Below are 16,333 nucleotides of genomic sequence, written 5' to 3' on the forward strand. Positions count from 1 at the left end.
TCATCACCCCCACGGCCGTCGGTGTAGCGGGGTCATGTACGCGATGACCTGGGTGGTGGTGTCGCCGCCGGTCACGCTCACCGTGCGCGCCACGGGCACGGTGGTACCGCCCGGGATCGGGTGTTGGAACAGCATTCCGGCCATCCGCGCGGCCGCCTGGGTGTTGGTGACGGTGTCGACCTGTACCCCGGTGGTCATGTCCGGATCTACCAGCCAGTGCTCACCGTCGGCGAACTCGGGCATGGGCACGATGGCGTCGCCGATGCCGTCGGGCAAGGTGACCCGGGCGCCGTCCTGTCCCCAGCCCGCGTACTGCGGCCATATCTCGATGTCGCCGGGGTTGGCCAGGTTCAGTACACCCGAACCCGACCCGCTCGAGTTCGTCCACGTCGACGTCAGCATCGGACCGCGCCAGCCGGGGCTGTAGGCCACGATCGGCAACACCCATTCCATCTCGGTGTCCGGTTCCCAATCGAACGGTTCCGACGGGTACCGCTGTAGCCGTACCGGCTGCTCGCGCTCTTGGCCGTTGCGGTCGGCGGCGACCAGCGTCCCGTCGGCCTCATCCGACCAGGCGTTCCACCAGTCCGATTCGACGTTCTCCCAGTCCTGCTCGCTGGCCGCGCTGGTGAACATCTTCATGTCGATCACCGACGGGTCAGTCTTGGACGGGCCGGGTTTCGCGCCACGCATGTAGGCCGGTGTCTGCACCATCGGCACCCGCACCGGGTGATAGAAACCCGCCAGGCTGGTGAGGTACACCCCTTCCTCACCCATCAACTCGCCGTGCAGATGCCAGACCGAATCGTCGACCCCGATATAGCGGATGTTGCGCCCCGCTGCCATTACCAGCCCTTCCCGTCGTAGCCGCCGGTGCGCGCCCACTGGCGGCGCTGCCACTCGGTGGCGATGTCGCCGGCGGTGAAGCCGTAGGCGTTGTAGGTGTCGCCGCCGCGGGAGACACTGCCGCGGCCGCCGCCAGCGGTGACCGCGGTGACCAGGCGATCCACGGCGGCGATGTTCGATTCGGCGATGTCCCACTTATCCGCGGGTAGCAACGGTTCCGGCTTGGTGAGCATCGACACCGCCAGCCCGCCGGGGGCGAGCATCCCGCCGGTGTCGAAAATGCCGGCCTTTCGCACCCAGCCGCGCGCGTCGTCGAGCCGCGCGCCGTATTTGTCGGGGAACGCGGACCGCTGCACGGCCTGTGCGGCGGCGCCGGGGTCCATGGATTCCCAATCGGGAATGTCGCGTAGTGCGTTGAAAAACAGCTTCGCCGATATCGGGGAGCTCATCCGGTCGGCGACCGACCCCCACGGACCGCGCTGTTGCAGCGTCCCGAGGCTGTCGGAGTCCGATCCGACCGCATCGTGGGGGAACGAAAGCGATTCCGGCACAGTCGAGTTCGCGTACATCTTGAGTTCGGTTTCGACCAGCCCGACCGCGTTGCCGATGACGGCGGCCGCCTCACCCAAACCCATGTCCTGGGCAGCTCGCGCGATGTCGTAGCTGTAGAGCGCGGCCCCCTTCAACGATGACCGGGGATCGACGGGCACGGCGGTGTTCGCGTCGCCGGTACCGGCGCCCGTCGACGACGATGGGGCTACGGTTTCCGCCTCCGGTGCCGCCGGGTTGGTCCCGCTCGAGCTGGCCTGATTGTCGGTGGTACGGACGTCGTCGCCGGTGTCGCCGGTGAGCCATGCCTGGGGGTCGGTCCATATCCCGCCGTCCAGGCCCACTGTCTCGAGTAGGCCGTCTCGGAAGATGGTCGAGAACTCCGAACCCAGCTCGTCGAACGTCTTGAGCCGCGAGACGGTTGTGGCGCTGGTCGTGGTGTCGCTCGATGTGTCGGTGTCGGTGCTCGGCGACGTGCTCGAGGGAGGTGTGGTCGCGGCGTTGGTGCCCGCGCTCACACCACCACCGGCGAACATCGACGCGGGGAAATGCGCGTGGTCGGTGAACGCGCTGGCGTTGGCCAGCTTCGCCGCACCGCCGAATTGGCCGTTTCCTCGATCGCCACCCATTTCGAACCCGGTGCCACCGGGCAACGACCCAGCGGCGTGGCCACCCCACTGGCCGCCGTTGTACCAGCCGAGGCTGTAGTCATCGGGCCCGCCGAGCCCGGGCAGCGCGCCCCGGTCGGCCAGGGCGGTGGCCATGGTGCCGGTGCCGAATCGTCCGCCGGTCTCGGTGTCGCCGTAGGCGATCAGGTTGGCGGCCTTGGCTTGGGCGCCCGAGCAGTCGGTAACCCAGCCGTTGCCCCAGCCGCCGAAGTCGTAGACGGCGCCCTCGATGCCGCGCATCTGATCGAGGAACGCGGCGCGGGTGACCTTGCCGCCGGTGGCGTAGCTGTTGAGCTCGGGGAACAGCGCCGCCAGCGCGGCCGCCGACGGTGTCCATCCGGCGTTGAGCGCGGCCACCAGGCGGTCGCCACCGGCTGCCATCGCGGCCGCGTGCACCACACCCTCGTCGGTGGATACCAGCGCGGTCGGGATACCGGCGGCGTCGATACCCAGGATCGAGTCCGAGGTGGGTGTACCGGGGCCCCACAGCCGCCCGGCGCTGGTCCGCCCAGCGATGCCACCACCGGCGAGCAACGGCAGATCCGGGGTGTCGATCTGGAATTTTACGTTCGTTCCGACCACGGGGATCGTGAAATCGAACCCCAAAGAGAAGTTGTTCCACTTGCTGATCAGCCAGTTGATCGCCGCCCGGAAACTGTCCATGATCGGGTCGAAAAGACCAGCCGTCGCCGACCGCACCCGATCCGGCAAACCGGTGAAGAACCCGATCAGGTCGGAGAACTTGCCGGTGACCCATTCCTTGGCCTCGGTGCTCTTGTCGATCACCCAGCCGATCCCGGTAACGATCCCGGTCAGGGCAGGTTTCAAGGCGTTGTCCCACAGCCAGGTTCCGGCCGCGCCGATCCCGTCGAACGCCGGTTTCAGGGCATTGTTGTACAGCCACATCGCGACGTCACCGGCGGTTTGCAGATTGCCCATCCACCACGAGAAGAACGGCTGTAAAACGTTCTCCCACAGGAACAGTGCCGCTGTTTTGATGCCCTCGAACGCGGCATGAACGATATTGCGGAATGTCTCGGAGTTCTTGTAGGCGATGATGATTCCAGCGACCAGGGCCGCGATCGCGATGACGACCAGGCCCAGCGGGTTCGCGCTCATGGCGGCGTTGAACAGCCACTGCGCCGCGGTCCACGCGATCATCGCGCCTTGGGCCACCTTGCTGGCCACGGTATGCGCGATCGTGGCCACGGTGGCGCGCGCCGTCGCGATCACGTTGCCGCTGGTCGCGAATGTCCATGCGTTGATCGCGGTAACACCGACCCAGGTAGCCGCGGTCGAGATACCCGAGGCGACCGCGGTCCGCATCCGCGAGATCGCCGAGGCGTTTTCGACTGGCAGTGCGCCGCCGTTGGCGACGGTGTTGGCGTTGAGGGCCAGCGTGTGCGCGGCCATCGCCCGGGTTTGGGCCCACGACGCGGCAACGGCGGCGTACTGGGCCGGGACGCGCACGGCAGTAGCGATGTGAAAGGCGGTGGTTGCGGACTGGCCGACGGCGTACGCGGCGGCCAGTCCGATGAGGATCGGCACGACCAACTCGCTGTGCTCGGCCAGGAATCCCATCGCTGTGCCGAGTGCGCCGGTCGCTTCACCGAGCACGGTCACGGTGCCGATGGAGATGCCGGCCAGACCGGTCGCGAACGATGACAGTGCGGACCCGACACCGCTGGCACCGCTACCGGCGGCCCCGGCGGTGTCGAGCTCGCCTATGGTGCCCTTGAAGGCGTCGATGGTGGGTTTGCCGTCGCGGAACGCACCGACCAGGCCGGTGACCGCTTCCCTGATGGTGAACAGGAAATTGACTTGGCTCGAATCTTCTTCCCAGCCAAAGGTTTTCGCCGCACCGGCGAAGTCTCCGGCCGACAGGATCGACCACACACCTTGTATGCCGGTGCCGACACGCGAGAGCGTTTCGGGCAGAGTGGCCAGGCTGGCCACGAACGACTTGACCCCGTCGCTGGAGGCCAGTTTCGTCGAGAACGCGTTCACCTTGGGTGCGATGCCGTCGAGCCCGCTGGTGATGTTGCCGAAAGTCTGGGTGATCAGCGGCATGAACGGGCCCAGGAACGCCGCACCGAACCGCGCGATCGAGGCTTTCATGCCGCCGAGGGCGCCGGAGAATGTGGTGCGCAGACCGGCCATGGTGCCCGCGTATGCCTTGGTGGCACCGGCCGCGCCATCGCTGCCTTCCATGATGCCCTTGGACAGCAGATCCATCGCCTTCTCGGCGGGCACGGCACCGTCCGAGATCATTTTCTGCATCTCGGTGGTGTTGACGCCGAACCCGTTGGCGAGGATCTGTAGCGCGGGCACACCAGCCTCAGAAATTGACCACACCTGATCGAGAGCAACTTTGCCGGTGGCTGCCATTTTTCCGAACGTGGTGGTGATGTTGTTGACACCCTCGGCGCCCTTGCCCGAGGCCGCGGCCGCTTCACCGATCGCCGTCAGGTACCCGGGCACCTTTTCGGCGGGGACGTTCATCGCCACGAGATTCTTTCCGGCAGTGGCGAATTGGTCGAGATTGAACGGCGTGCCCGACACCGTTTCCTTGATCTTGCCCATGAGATCGGCGGCCTTACCCGCGTCGCCCATGATGGTTTTGAGTGAATTGGTCGCGTCCTCGATGGTGGTGAGTCGGTCGAGACCGGATTTCAGCGCGGCGCCGCCGAAAAGGGCCAGCCCGACACCGCCGGTCTTGACCACCGATTTGAAGCCGGTCATGATCGACGCCCCGATGCCGCTGCCCGACTTGGAGTAGTCGGTCGAGGCGATACCGGAGTTGATCGCCGCCCCGGCCTGAGTGCCCGCGGTACGCCCGGCCGCGGCGACCGGGCCCACGATTCCGCTGCCCGCGCGCGAGTAGTCCGCGCTCATCACCCCGGTTTGGATGCCCGAACCGGCCTGAGTGCCCGCGGTACGCCCGGCCGCGGCGACCGGGCCCACGATGCTTCGGCCCGACTTGGAGTAGTCGGTCGAGGCGATGCCGGAGTTGATCGCCGCCCCGGCCTGAGTGCCCGCGGTACGCCCGGCCGCGGCGACCGGTGCCACGATCTGGCCGCTTACCTGGGCGGAGATTCCGCGCGCGGTCGGGATGATGACCAGCGTGGCGTACCCGATGTTCGGCAACTACTCCTCCTTTCGTCGGCGGCGTGCGATGGCGGCCCGGCGCCGCTTGGCGGCTTGTAGTCGGGCGGCGCGTTCCGGGGTGACCGGGCGCGGTGACCCCTTGGGGCGTCGGGGGTGATCGAGCTCGCGTGGGGCCTTCTTGCCCATGCCCTGGCGCGCGGTCAGAGTCCACAAGTCGGCCACCAGGTGATCGGTGAGACTCCACGGGACGCGCCCGCCGGTGGCGTCGATCGCCAGCGCGGACTCGGCGGGTAGGTGGATGATCCGCACGTAGACCATGCGCAGGGTCAGGCGGCGGCGGCCGTGGCGATCGAATCGCCACAGGTCGCGTATATCGCGGTTGTAGAACCGGTCCAGATCCGCCTCCACCAGATTCGCTTTGTCGCGCAGCAGAATCAGGAGGCCCCTTAGTTTCCCGCGGTCTCGAATCCGCCCGCCTCGGCGAGCAGCCCGAAAAGCTCGGAGAACTGGCGGTTGGTGTAGTCCTTGGCCAGTAGCGCGCGGTATTGGGCTGGGCCCAGCAGCCCACGAATCGCGGTCAACACCTTGCCTTCCTCGAACGCTTGGGTGACCGGCAACGACCAGTCCAGCGGATCGGCCGCGATCGTGTAGCTTTCGCCGTCGAACTCGACGGTTTCGGTCTCGATGCCCGCGGCTTCCCGCTGGGCGGGGTCGCTCGCGCGACGCTTGCGCTTCTTGGCCTTGCGTGGCTTGAGGTGATCCTGTGGCCGCGGCGCATGGGGCGGGACGGTAGACCGCGGTGCCAGCGGCTTGGGTCGCGATACCCGAGGCTTACCGCGGTCGTCGTCGAAGTGGCCGCGGTCGTCGACGGCGTCGACGGCGTCGACGTACTCGGTGGCGACATCGTCAGATGGCGGGTCGTAGTCCGACGGCTGGTAGCCGTCATCCAGGCTGATCGCGTCGTTGCGGTTGTGGGGCATCGTCGATCCTTTCGGGGTGCGCGGTTCGGTAGATCATTGGGGCGAGTGAGGCCGTGACGGTGGCCGCGGCCTTGGTGCCGATGGCGTCGGCCAGGCGGTGGTGCAGGTCAGCGATTTCGGCCACGACGGTGTCGATGCCAGCGGATCGGGCTGCCTGGCGTTCGTCGTCTGCCACGGCCTCGAGCAGCGCTTTCGCTACGCGAGAGCGCAAGCTGGGTGGACAGACACCGTTGTCGTCGGCGCAGCCCATTTGCTGCGCGGCGGTGTTGATTTCGTCGTCGGTGGGCACTCGCATACGGCGTTACTCCTGGGTGCGCGGTACGGGTAGGGCCCGCCCGCCGGGTGCACCGCGCGGGCACCCGGACGGACGGGGGTCGGGGAGACACCACTCAGGCGGGGGCCACAATCGCGGTGCCACCGGTGAGACCGGCACCGTTGGCCGACAGCGTGCCGGGCACGGTGACGGCGAACACGCCACCGGAGCCGGTGACGGTGGCGTTTCCGGCACCCACGTTCGACAGCGCCTCGATCGCCGTTTTCAGCGCACCGAACGTGATGTTGTACGCCAGGCCGGTCGCGGTCTGGGCATCGCCCGCCACGGTCACCGTCGCGGTCCAGGTGCCCGCGCTGCCGGTGATGGTGACGGTGTAGTCGTTCTCGACACTGACACCGGTTTCCTGCTTGAGGAAACGGCGCTTCTGGGAATCGGGGAAGATCGAGGCGGTGTACTCGACAGACGCCATGTCCTGCTCGTTGTCGGTGCGCCCGCCGGACTTGACCTTGGCCGGAACCGTGGTGATGCGACGCTTGACCTTGCCGTCATCGGTGCGGACCTCGAAACCGATGAACACGTCGGCGGGCTTGGCGTCGATGACGTAGTCGACGGTGTCACCCGGGCTCTCGAGGTACTCGGTCACGGCGTTGCGCTCGAGGGCGCTGAACTTCCGCTCGAGGCGCCGGTTACGGTACGACTTCTTGATCTCGCCGTAACCCCAAGCGTTGTAGGAACTTTCGTCGAACTCGACGGTTTCGGGGAACCCGTCCTCACCGTTGAGCAGCCCGACCAGCTCCCACACGGCACCGGCGACGTCCTCGAACGCCTCGTCGACATCGGCCGGTTTGATCTCGGCGAGCGTCCACGGTGTGCCGTCGACCTTGGTGGCACGGTGGATCCAGACATCGGCGTTATCCCAGATGTCCACATTCAAAGGCTGTCCGCCCATGTCGAACCCCTCTCAGGTTGTGATGAAGGCACGCGGTGTCACCCCGCCGGGCGGCGAGGTGGTGAATTGGGTGACCGGCTCAGGTGGCCGGGACGGTGCGAACGCGAGTGCGCACGGTGAAGCTGCACATCAGTCCGCCGTTGCTGTCGTCTCGCGCCTCGAGTAGCGCGGTGCCCGGCAAGATCTTGGCGATGCCGGGTACTCGACGGCACAGCAGCAACCCGAGCGCGTAGCCCGCGATCGAGTGGGCGGTGGTGTGCCCATCGGCCCAGACCGTGCCCCGAATCTGGGGCTGTGTCTCGACGGGCCAGTTCATCGGGCCCGAATCGTCGAACAGCACGAGTTCGGGCAGCGACGTCGGGGTCCATCGCGGCGACAGATTCGCCGCTACCCGCACGCCGGGGAATTTGGCCGGCACTCGGTCGGCCAGGAACACACGCACCAGACCGACCGCGTCGGCAGGCACGTACAGGCCCGGGTCGGTCACCGCGGCCGCACCGGTAGACCGGCGGCCGCGGCCGCGCGGGTCAGTGCGCCCTGGCTGGCTTGCAGTCGGGCCGGTACCGACACCGACGCGGCGGCGCGGTCGGTGCGGTAGGTCGACACCCGCGCCCGCGCGCCCGTACTCGATTGAGCGTGATCGCCGATCTGTTTGGCCACCGAGGCCACCCAGGCGGTCACCTCGGGGGAGTTGAGCACCTGGCGCACGCCCTTGCGGTCGAGTTGAAACGACACCGAGGCCATCGCCTTATCCCCTTCCTGTCTCGCACACCGCGACCATGCCGGTGCGCCCGGTCCCGTATGCCGATTCCCAGACGTGAGTGCGGACCGGGTACCAACCACCACGCACGAACAACTCGTGCGCGTCGGTGAGCTGGGCCGGGCTGGGCACGAAATAGACGCTGTAGGCGACTTTTTCGCCGTCGTGGCCCAGCGCGATCACGTGGGCACTGGCGCCCGGTTCCACGCCGCGGGCGGTGATCGGTGTGGCCGGGCCAGCGGGCATAGCGTTGCCCGCGTCGTCGAGCGCGCTCCGGAGCCGCATCTGTAGCCGCTCGGTCACAGCGACCCCGACGACGCCGGGCCCGATGAGGTCGCCTGGTAGCGGTACAGCACCGCCAGCTGGTGAGACTTGAAAGCCGTTCCGCCGCCGCCGAATTCGAACGGGCCCATCTTCTCGGGCACCGTTCCCAGTGGTACGGCCATCGCGTCGGCGACCACGTCGGCGATCACACCGATCACACCGGCCGGGGCCTGGTCGTAACCGTGGGTGAGCGTGACCGTGATGCCGCGCCACCGGTCCGTCCACAACCCGGACCGGTGGCGCAGCATCCCCTTTTCGGACCAGTCGAACTGATCCGCTGGTACTGCTGTGCCGTCCTCGGTGACCGCGGTGATCGCGGTGACATACAGCGATGGCAGCAGCAGCGTTCGGCGACCGGGACCGTCGAGGGTCAGCGTTTCGGTGATCGACGGCGCGATGTGCCACCCGCAGAGATCGCGGATGTCCTGGATCACGGAGTCGAGCCGCATCGCCTTGACCTTGTCGCCGTCGCCCAGCTCGTCGAACTGGTCGACCGACAGCAGCGGTCCCGGTGTGCTCACTTGGTCGGGACCGTCCCGGACTCACCGGCGGCCGCGCCGGTCTCGGGCACCTTGGCCTTGTTCTCGGTCGCGCGCTTGGCCGGGGCCTTCTTGGCCGGGGCTTCACCGTCGGGCGGTTTCGGTACGTCCTCGGGCCGGTATCGGACACCGTCGACGACAACCATGCCGTACTCATCGGGGGTGTTCTCTGCCATGGCGAATCCTCTCGTATCAGGTGTCAGATCAGGCGGCGGGCTTGACGATGACCAGGCGGTTGGGCTTCCAAATGACTTGTCCCGCACGCAGTTCCGCGCGCACGTAGGTCATGTTCCTCTGTGCGTAATCCTTGTGCTGATTGAAGGCCATCACCGACAGGCCCTCACGGTCGAGCAACGCGATTTGCTTGAAATCGCCGAGCAGGGCCTGGACGTCCACCAGGCGCTCCGAGGTCACGCGGGGGCGGCCCCACAGCGTGCCCGGACCGGCACCGAACGGACCCTGGCCGTAGAAACGCTCGTTCGCGTCCTGCAACAGGTCGATCGCCTCGTCCATCTCCGGAGACAGAACGACGGCGTCGACCTTGCCGCCGGGCAGGCGAACAACCTTGGTGATCGCGGACCGTACGGCCTTGACGAACGCCATGGCAGTGGTCGCGTTCACCACCGCGCTCGCGTTGATGTAGGTCTGTTCCTGCACGCCGGTGGTCGTGAGAATGCCTTTCGGCTCGCCGCTGGTGCCGGTGCCGTTCAACAGCTTTTCCTCGACGACGTTGTCGAGGGAGTACTCGAGCTCGGCGTTCATGTACGTGGCGAAAGCGGCGGCGTCGCTCAGCAGCTGATTGGTCACGTCGTAGCCGTCGGCGTAGGTGTACGCCTTGCAGTCGGCCAGGGTCGTGGTCATATCCGACACCGGCTTGAGTGCAGCGGAGTCAGACGGCCCGGTCGATTCCGGCACGATCGCGGCGTTGCGGGTGACGCCGGTGATCTGCACGTACTCGAAGTTGCCGTCCATCTGGCCGTGGTGGATCAGGTCCAGCAGGGTGAGCCGGTTCCGGTCGACCATGTCGATAGTGGGCATACGGATCGGCTGGATACGCGCGACCGGGGTGCCCAGCGTCGCCTTGCGGCCGCCGCGGCGCGAAAGCCAATCGCCCATCGTGCCGACCTTGACGCGGCCGATCTCGATGGGCGTGCCGGTGCCGACCCCGCTGGGGTGTTCCTTGCGGAACGCCACGTACGCCTCGGACTTGGTGAAGCGCTCGCCGAAGGTCTTGACCGCGTCGGCCTCATCACGCGGACGGGAGCGAGCCCCGCCCTTGGTGCCGGCGGGCTGGTCGTCCTCGTCGTCGTCCTCATCGCCGGGGTCATCGTCGGTGACCGACTTGAGCGCGGCCGCGGCCGCGTCCATCCGCTTGATCTTGGTTTCCAGATCGGTGATCGACGATTTCAGGGTGTCGATCTCGGTGAGCTCGTCCTCGGTGAACTCACGCTCGGCGCCCGCCTTGGCCAGCTCACCGGCCCGCTTACGGAATGCCGCAAGTTGCTGCTTGGGATTCATTGTGTACCAGGTCCTTTCATCGTCACACGGTGACCATTTCGAGCCACCCGCGCGCCTGGGCGGACCTGATCACCGACGACTGAGCGGCCGACTTTTCAGAGTCGGCGGCCGCGTCGGCGCCAGGCTGGCCGGTGCCGGTGGAGGGTGCGCCCTGGGCGGGCGCGTCCGGCGTGGCGCCGGAAGACTTGGGCGGTGCGGCGTTGGCCAACACCTCACCGATCGCGGCGTGAGCGGCGGTCAGTGACTCGACGTTCTTGGTCGAGAGCACCCGGCCGCCGCCGAGTCCGCGCGCGAGCTCGGCCGACTTCACCGCCAGCAGCTCGGTTTCCTCGTTCGCGCCGACCAGGGTGGGGCCTACCTCGATGATGTGGAGCTTGCGCAGCTCATACACCTCGTACTCTTTGCCGGTTGCCTCATCGGTTCGCTTGGCCCAGCCCGCATCGAGAATGTCGTACGCGAACGAACTCTGGGTGACTCTGCGGCCCTTGAGCAGCCGGTACACCTGGGCCGCTTTGGCGTTGTCGAGGTCCATCTCGTAGAGCGTTTCCAGCCCGGCCTCGGTCTCTTTCGCGTCGAGCACGACACCGACGTGGGCGAACGGGTCGCGCCAGTCGTGCGACCAGATCGCCGGGATCGGGTCACCCTTGGCCGCCCACGCGGTCAGATCCTCGGCGAACGCACCGGGCATGACGATGTCGCCGACGGAGTCGACGTTGCCGAACACCGACACCAGCGCGCGCACCTGGCCGTCCTTGAGCCCGTCGGCGGCACCGGCGGCCTTGACCTGGGATCGAAATTGCTTGATATGCATGGCTTTTCAGTCCTCCCTAGTGGCCAGTACGCCGCGTGCTCGGAGTCCGCGTAGCACGTAGTCGGCGAATTCGGGGTCCCGTAGCGCCTCGTCGATGGACTTCGGTTCGGGCGCGGAATCGGTCGGTGAGGCTTGCCCACCGATCAGCACGTTCAGCGGCACCACCAGCTCGTCGCCGCCGTCGACCGCGGGCAGGTTCGCGCGGGCCCGGGCCTCGTTGCGGGTCAGCCACGGTGCGCCCGTCGAGGTCTGCATCACCCGGGCTTGTTCCTCGAAACTGCCGCGGAGCTTGGCCTCGATGTTGGCCTCCACGTACAGACGTCGGCCATCGGCGAACGGGGGCACCAAGTGGATGTTCAGCGCCTGATCTCGCGCGGTGATCCACGGGCCCAGCGAATCCCGGTACAGCATTTGCCGGAACGCCTCGAGATTGCTGTACGTACCCTCACGGGCACCGACCAGTTCCGGAGCGATGAAGTACGCGGACGCTACTTCGGCATCGGTGAGGCGGCGGCCTTCCAAGTCGAGAGTGTCGCGGGGGCGGAAACTGGTCACTTCCTTCATCGTCATTCCGTCTTCGAGTACCGGTATGCCGCCCTCGGCGCCGCCGCCGCGCCGGAAGTTCCCCATGTCGGCCTTGAACCGGTCGCGCGCGTAGTCTTCCCACTTCGGCCCGGCGGGACGCTCGATCACCTGGGGCACCCGGGCCCCGTTGCGCCACACCGAGCGCCGGTACTCGACGGCCTCGGTGGACTCGGCGAGCAGGTGGCGCAACGTGTCGATCGGCGACAGCCCGTTGTGCCCGCGCGGGGCATACCCCGCGTCATAGATACACACCGCCGGATCGAACGTGACCCGCTCGCCGCGCAGATTGGTGTACCGGATCTCGGTGATGTCGAAGTCGTTGCCGATCAGCCGGGTGCGGTTGGCGGGCAGGCGAGTCAGCACCAGGTCACCGAGATCATCGAGGGTGAACGTGATGGCGTACCGGTCGTGCAACAGCCAGTCCATGATCGTGTCGTGCCAGAACTTGTACTCGGTGACCTTGGGCCGCGGCGTACCCAACGGCTTGGCCAGCGGGTGATCGGTGATCCGGCGCCGGTCGGTATCGCTGATGCGTTCGTGAAGGTGCAGCGGGATCGATGACAGGTTGCGCGCGATGAAACTGGTGACCTTGCGCACGGAGGGCTGGTTGCGTAGCACGTTCTCGGCGTTGATATCGGGTGCCTGGCCCAGCGGGTAGCCGGGGTCGACCAGCTCGATCGCGGGGTTCGCGCTCGCGATGTACTCGCCGAGTTGGCCCAGCGTGGCAAACGCAACCATCAGCCCAGCACCTTGGCCAACACCTGCACGTAGTGGACCTGCAACGCTGGAATGACGATGCGCCCATCGGCCGGGGTAGGACCGACTACGCCCGCGGATGCGTGGGTCAGCTCGAGGTGGTCACGTCCACACGCAGACAGCGTGCCGGACCAGACGACATCGTCGAGCTGCACCACAACCCGCGAGCCGATATCGCGCCGTAGGTACCGCAACGGCCACCATCCTTTCGTCGATTCCTCGTCACACGACCAACAGCCCGTCGTGCTCGTATGCGCTTTCCTGGGGCGGTTCGGACTCGATCGCCCGACCCAGCGCCATGATCAGAGCCACCCCGGGGTCGATCTTGTCGGCGGCGTTCTTCTTGTCCGGCTTGACATTTCCGGCCGGGTCCATCGAGATCGCGAAGTTATCGATCGTCCACCGGACGGCGGGATTGCCACCGTGACGGATCACCGGCTTTTCCTCGGTGCCCAGCAGGATCAGCCGTTGCAGCTGTTTGGTGGGCGCCGACATCGAGGCGTAGCCCTGGCCCATGGTCACCATCGGGGCGCCGTCGGAGACCAGGTCGTTGACCAGCTGCGACGAGTTCCACCGGTCGTAGGCGATCTCCGCAACGTCGAACTTGGCGCCGTCCTCGCCGATCGTTCGCCGGATATATCCGTAGTCGGCGACCTCCCCGGGCGTGACGTTCAGGATTCCGCGTTTCACCCATAGCGACGCGGCCTTGGCGGTGCGCCGGTCCAGACTCGCCACCGCGGCCTCGGGCACCCACAGCCGCCACAGCGCATCGAACCCGCCATCGTCGTCGGGGAACAGCCAGCACAGCGCCGTAAGGTCCGACGTGCTCGCGAGGTCCAGACCGCCATAGCAGAGTCGACCGACCAGCCGGGACTCGTCGACGATCGCCGCGTTGCGATCCCACGCCGCGATGTCGAGAAAACGCGTCTCCTGCTTGGTCCGGATGCCCAGGTGCAGCCGAAGGTACGACGCGTGATCGGCGGGGGATTGCGCCGCGCGCGTCGCCGCCGATCGCAGGTATGCCCGCGTCGGCGAGATCCCGAAACCCGGGTTGGCCGAACGCTGGGTTTCCTCGGCGTACGGATCGGCCTCCGGATCGGCGGCCCAGATGACCCCGTACACCGACGGATCGGTGAGCGCGCCGCGCGCCAGCTGCTCGACCAGCGTGCGCTTGCGGTCGTACGGCGTCTCTTTTCGGCTCGCATCCGCGGTCGTGATGAACAGAATCAGCGGCTGGCTACGTGAACCGGTGCCGGTCTCGATCGCCTCCACCAAGTCGTTCGTCCGGTGCAGGTGCAGTTCGTCGACGATGCCACCGTGCAGGTCGGCGCCGTGCTGGGCATCGCCGGCGGACGCGACCGGCTGGAAGTAACTCCCGGTCCGGCTGTGCACGATCTTGGCTTTGTACGGCTTGACGTGCTTGGCCAGCGCTGGCGATCGCTCGGCCAATTGCTTGATCGGTGCGAAGACGAACGCGGCCTGTTCCAGCCGGGTCGCCGCGGCGATCACCTGGGCGCCTTCCTCGCCGTCGGCACAGGTGAGGTAGATCCCGATGCCACCGGCGAGGGTGCTTTTGCCGTTCTTGCGCGGCAGCTCGACGTATATCGTCCGCGCGATCCGGACATAGATGCCCAGATCCTCGTCGAGATGCACCCACCCGAACGCTGGCGCGATCACGTAGGCGACCTGCCACGGGTCCGGGATCAGCGGCCGACCGGCGAGCCGGCCTTTCGTGTGCCGCAAATTGCGGAACGTGTTCAGCACCCGGTCGACCCGGTCCGGGTCGAACCGCGCGCCGGGCTGGTCGCGCGGTTCCGGTGTCTTCCACCGAGGCGGGCAGTCCGGCAGCGGAATGCCGCGGCTGAGCAGGTACCAAGCGACCTCGGGGCTGAGTTTCAGCCGATCTAGCTCGGCGGCGTCGGGTAGCTCGACATCGTGGGGCCCGGCCCTACTCGAACGGGTTGTCCGGGTCATCGATTTCACCGGCGCCGCGCGTCACGCGCGCTTCGGCCGACGGGGTCAGGCCGAATTCGTGGCACCACGCGCGCAGGATCTTGGACGCTGCTTCGGCGACGGCGACGGCGGGGTTCTTGGTCAGCCAGACGGTCTCGGTTCCGTCCTTCTTTACTGAGCGGTTCTCGACGACGATGCCCTGTACTCGCACCTGGCGGATCGCGTCGACGTAGGTGGCCCAGGTCTCGACGTAGTTCGACAGGGCCGCCCGGTCTTCCTCTTTCAGCAGGTCGAGGCGGGCCAGACCGGGCACCACGCGCCGCCACTCGGCCTTGGCCTCACGGCTGAGCCACGTCGGCGGTTTCGGTGGGATGCGCCGAAAGTCCGGTGGTGGCAACACTTTTCGGCCACCGGAGTCGCGTCCGGGGGCGCGTCCGTTCAGCAATCGCAGGTTGGCGGGCTGCGGTGACGGTGCTGGCATCGATACCCCCCATGTGTGCGGAGTTGAGCGCGGAAAAATGGAGTTACCAGGCCGTGGTCCGGCGGCCGCATCCCTCGTGATGCGAACCCCCCTACCCCTAGGGCAGGCGGATGAACGGCGAATCGCCGCTACCCGGCGAGCCAGGGTTGCGGATCGTGACGGCGTTGCGGTTGTACAGCTCGCCGGCCTGCTGCTCGGCGAGCTCACGAAGCCGTGCCGCGCGGTTGCGCACGGCCATCGCCGCTCGCCGGTGCGCGCTGCCCACGATGGCGGAGTGCAGACCGTCGACCGTCGCCGCCATGTTGTCGAGGTAGGCGGCGATCGTGTCGCACTCGTCGGCGGCCACCTGCTGCTCGCGGGCGGTCAGATCAGGCAACGGCATCGGGGTTCACCTCACGTACTCGTTGCGGCCGCGCGCGCGGCCTTGGCTTCCTGCTGTGTCTTGTGCTCGTGGTGCGGGTGGCACAGCGACTGCAAGTTGGTCGGGTCGTAGCGGTCGCCACCTTGCGACACCGGCTTGATGTGGTCGACCTCGACGGCCAGGCGCTGACACCCGCGCCACTCGCACAGCGGATCAGCGTCGAGCTTGGCCGCGCGGGTGGTGCGCCATCGTCGAGTGCTACCGCTTCCGGTGTAGTCGTTGCGGTTGCTGTTCCACGCTGGCGAGCACGAGCACCGTTGCCGGGCGGGCACTGTCTTGCGGCACTTGTTGCACACCCTGGGTGGCCGAACGGGCATCGTTGTCGGCCTTCCCGTGGGTGTGGTTCGGGCATGAAAAAACCGCCCTTGACGACTTCCGGGGTCGGGTCGTCAGTAGCGGCGGTTGTCTCACGACTATAGCAACCGGTCGGTTTGTTAGTGGTGTTGTGCCTGGTAGACGGGGCGTTTCACCCTGCATGGACTGGATTGTGCCGCCAGTCCAGTACCTCGACTACGGACACGATCAGCCCTCGGTCTTGCAGCGTGACCGACAGGTCTGCTGCGGTCGTCATCGCGGTCCGTAGGTCGGGCCCGGCCTGGTCCACCCAGACGTTCACATGCGCGATCGGTGGTACAGCCTTGGGTGTGTGCGAGATGACGGTACGTCCGCCATGCGGGGTGACGACAGGGTCGGCATCTGAGGCGAGATGGCGCAGCAGAACAGCCGTGTGCTCGGGGTTGCTGTTCTGCGTGATCAGGTAGTCCGGTTCGAGAACGATGCAGATGCCGTATCCCATGGTGTGATCTTTCTG

General features: G+C 67.1%; 20 protein-coding genes. All 20 read right to left on the reverse strand.

All coding sequences use genetic code 11. The annotated features are described in order from the left end of the window. Positions 1–3: 3 nt before the first annotated feature. Complete coding sequence (locus OHS03_RS02200; protein WP_328660356.1) at positions 4–846, reverse strand: hypothetical protein; 843 nt, start codon at positions 844–846, stop codon at positions 4–6. Next, entirely contained in the window at positions 846–5,210 is a 4,365-nt protein-coding gene (locus tag OHS03_RS02205; protein ID WP_328660358.1) for a tape measure protein, read from the reverse strand. The genes OHS03_RS02200 and OHS03_RS02205 overlap by 1 nt, the downstream gene beginning before the upstream one ends. After that, complete coding sequence (locus OHS03_RS02210) at positions 5,211–5,579, reverse strand: hypothetical protein (protein ID WP_328660360.1); 369 nt, start codon at positions 5,577–5,579, stop codon at positions 5,211–5,213. Between the two features lie 38 nt (positions 5,580–5,617). Further along, a complete protein-coding gene (locus tag OHS03_RS02215; RefSeq protein WP_328660362.1) occupies positions 5,618–6,151 on the reverse strand; it encodes a hypothetical protein in 534 nt (177 codons plus the stop codon). Then, the gene (locus OHS03_RS02220) at positions 6,114–6,446 is read right to left on the reverse strand and encodes a hypothetical protein (protein ID WP_328660364.1); all 333 of its coding nucleotides are present in this window, start codon (positions 6,444–6,446) and stop codon (positions 6,114–6,116) included. The genes OHS03_RS02215 and OHS03_RS02220 overlap by 38 nt, the downstream gene beginning before the upstream one ends. Before the next feature lie 94 nt (positions 6,447–6,540). Then, a complete protein-coding gene (locus OHS03_RS02225; RefSeq protein WP_328660366.1) occupies positions 6,541–7,353 on the reverse strand; it encodes a hypothetical protein in 813 nt (270 codons plus the stop codon). A gap of 100 nt (positions 7,354–7,453) precedes the next feature. Next, positions 7,454–7,861 carry a hypothetical protein gene (locus OHS03_RS02230; protein ID WP_328660367.1) on the reverse strand — a complete coding sequence of 136 codons (408 nt, stop codon included), beginning with the start codon at positions 7,859–7,861 and terminating at the stop codon, positions 7,454–7,456. Further along, positions 7,858–8,118, reverse strand: coding sequence for a hypothetical protein (locus tag OHS03_RS02235; RefSeq protein WP_328660369.1), 261 nt, complete (start codon positions 8,116–8,118; stop codon positions 7,858–7,860). Before OHS03_RS02235 ends, OHS03_RS02230 begins: the two co-directional genes overlap by 4 nt. Before the next feature lie 4 nt (positions 8,119–8,122). Then, a complete protein-coding gene (locus tag OHS03_RS02240; protein WP_328660371.1) occupies positions 8,123–8,419 on the reverse strand; it encodes a hypothetical protein in 297 nt (98 codons plus the stop codon). Between the two features lie 14 nt (positions 8,420–8,433). Continuing rightward, positions 8,434–8,979 carry a hypothetical protein gene (locus tag OHS03_RS02245; protein ID WP_328660373.1) on the reverse strand — a complete coding sequence of 182 codons (546 nt, stop codon included), beginning with the start codon at positions 8,977–8,979 and terminating at the stop codon, positions 8,434–8,436. After that, complete coding sequence (locus OHS03_RS02250; RefSeq protein ID WP_328660374.1) at positions 8,976–9,173, reverse strand: hypothetical protein; 198 nt, start codon at positions 9,171–9,173, stop codon at positions 8,976–8,978. Before OHS03_RS02250 ends, OHS03_RS02245 begins: the two co-directional genes overlap by 4 nt. 28 nt (positions 9,174–9,201) lie before the next feature. Next, positions 9,202–10,515: a phage major capsid protein gene (locus OHS03_RS02255; RefSeq protein ID WP_328660376.1), complete on the reverse strand. Its 1,314-nt coding sequence runs from the start codon at positions 10,513–10,515 to the stop codon at positions 9,202–9,204. A gap of 22 nt (positions 10,516–10,537) precedes the next feature. Further along, positions 10,538–11,326: an HK97 family phage prohead protease gene (locus tag OHS03_RS02260; protein WP_328660377.1), complete on the reverse strand. Its 789-nt coding sequence runs from the start codon at positions 11,324–11,326 to the stop codon at positions 10,538–10,540. A gap of 6 nt (positions 11,327–11,332) precedes the next feature. Next, a complete protein-coding gene (locus OHS03_RS02265) occupies positions 11,333–12,649 on the reverse strand; it encodes a phage portal protein (protein ID WP_328660379.1) in 1,317 nt (438 codons plus the stop codon). Next, positions 12,649–12,861 (reverse strand): hypothetical protein, encoded by a 213-nt coding sequence (locus tag OHS03_RS02270; protein WP_328660382.1) that lies wholly within the window; start codon positions 12,859–12,861, stop codon positions 12,649–12,651. The genes OHS03_RS02265 and OHS03_RS02270 overlap by 1 nt, the downstream gene beginning before the upstream one ends. 28 nt (positions 12,862–12,889) lie before the next feature. Then, entirely contained in the window at positions 12,890–14,641 is a 1,752-nt protein-coding gene (locus tag OHS03_RS02275) for a terminase large subunit (protein WP_328660383.1), read from the reverse strand. Further along, positions 14,616–15,101, reverse strand: coding sequence for a phage terminase small subunit P27 family (locus tag OHS03_RS02280; RefSeq protein ID WP_328660385.1), 486 nt, complete (start codon positions 15,099–15,101; stop codon positions 14,616–14,618). Before OHS03_RS02280 ends, OHS03_RS02275 begins: the two co-directional genes overlap by 26 nt. Before the next feature lie 97 nt (positions 15,102–15,198). Then, the gene (locus tag OHS03_RS02285) at positions 15,199–15,483 is read right to left on the reverse strand and encodes a hypothetical protein (protein WP_328660387.1); all 285 of its coding nucleotides are present in this window, start codon (positions 15,481–15,483) and stop codon (positions 15,199–15,201) included. A gap of 11 nt (positions 15,484–15,494) precedes the next feature. Beyond that, positions 15,495–15,839: an HNH endonuclease gene (locus OHS03_RS02290; protein WP_328660389.1), complete on the reverse strand. Its 345-nt coding sequence runs from the start codon at positions 15,837–15,839 to the stop codon at positions 15,495–15,497. Positions 15,840–15,988: 149 nt separating this feature from the next. Next, the gene (locus OHS03_RS02295; RefSeq protein ID WP_328660390.1) at positions 15,989–16,318 is read right to left on the reverse strand and encodes a hypothetical protein; all 330 of its coding nucleotides are present in this window, start codon (positions 16,316–16,318) and stop codon (positions 15,989–15,991) included. Positions 16,319–16,333: the final 15 nt, after the last annotated feature.

Source organism: Nocardia salmonicida, assembly GCF_036142455.1.
Lineage (GTDB): Bacteria > Actinomycetota > Actinomycetes > Mycobacteriales > Mycobacteriaceae > Nocardia > Nocardia salmonicida.

Coding starts and splice junctions, on each gene's coding strand:
- OHS03_RS02220 (WP_328660364.1), bottom strand. CDS start 6,446: ATGCGAGTGCCCACCGACGACGAAATCAACACCGCCGCGCAGCAAATG.
- OHS03_RS02255 (WP_328660376.1), bottom strand. CDS start 10,515: ATGAATCCCAAGCAGCAACTTGCGGCATTCCGTAAGCGGGCCGGTGAG.
- OHS03_RS02200 (WP_328660356.1), bottom strand. CDS start 846: ATGGCAGCGGGGCGCAACATCCGCTATATCGGGGTCGACGATTCGGTC.
- OHS03_RS02235 (WP_328660369.1), bottom strand. CDS start 8,118: ATGGCCTCGGTGTCGTTTCAACTCGACCGCAAGGGCGTGCGCCAGGTG.
- OHS03_RS02240 (WP_328660371.1), bottom strand. CDS start 8,419: ATGCGGCTCCGGAGCGCGCTCGACGACGCGGGCAACGCTATGCCCGCT.
- OHS03_RS02215 (WP_328660362.1), bottom strand. CDS start 6,151: ATGCCCCACAACCGCAACGACGCGATCAGCCTGGATGACGGCTACCAG.
- OHS03_RS02285 (WP_328660387.1), bottom strand. CDS start 15,483: ATGCCGTTGCCTGATCTGACCGCCCGCGAGCAGCAGGTGGCCGCCGAC.
- OHS03_RS02290 (WP_328660389.1), bottom strand. CDS start 15,839: ATGCCCGTTCGGCCACCCAGGGTGTGCAACAAGTGCCGCAAGACAGTG.
- OHS03_RS02250 (WP_328660374.1), bottom strand. CDS start 9,173: ATGGCAGAGAACACCCCCGATGAGTACGGCATGGTTGTCGTCGACGGT.
- OHS03_RS02295 (WP_328660390.1), bottom strand. CDS start 16,318: ATGGGATACGGCATCTGCATCGTTCTCGAACCGGACTACCTGATCACG.
- OHS03_RS02260 (WP_328660377.1), bottom strand. CDS start 11,326: ATGCATATCAAGCAATTTCGATCCCAGGTCAAGGCCGCCGGTGCCGCC.
- OHS03_RS02275 (WP_328660383.1), bottom strand. CDS start 14,641: ATGACCCGGACAACCCGTTCGAGTAGGGCCGGGCCCCACGATGTCGAG.
- OHS03_RS02280 (WP_328660385.1), bottom strand. CDS start 15,101: ATGCCAGCACCGTCACCGCAGCCCGCCAACCTGCGATTGCTGAACGGA.
- OHS03_RS02265 (WP_328660379.1), bottom strand. CDS start 12,649: ATGGTTGCGTTTGCCACGCTGGGCCAACTCGGCGAGTACATCGCGAGC.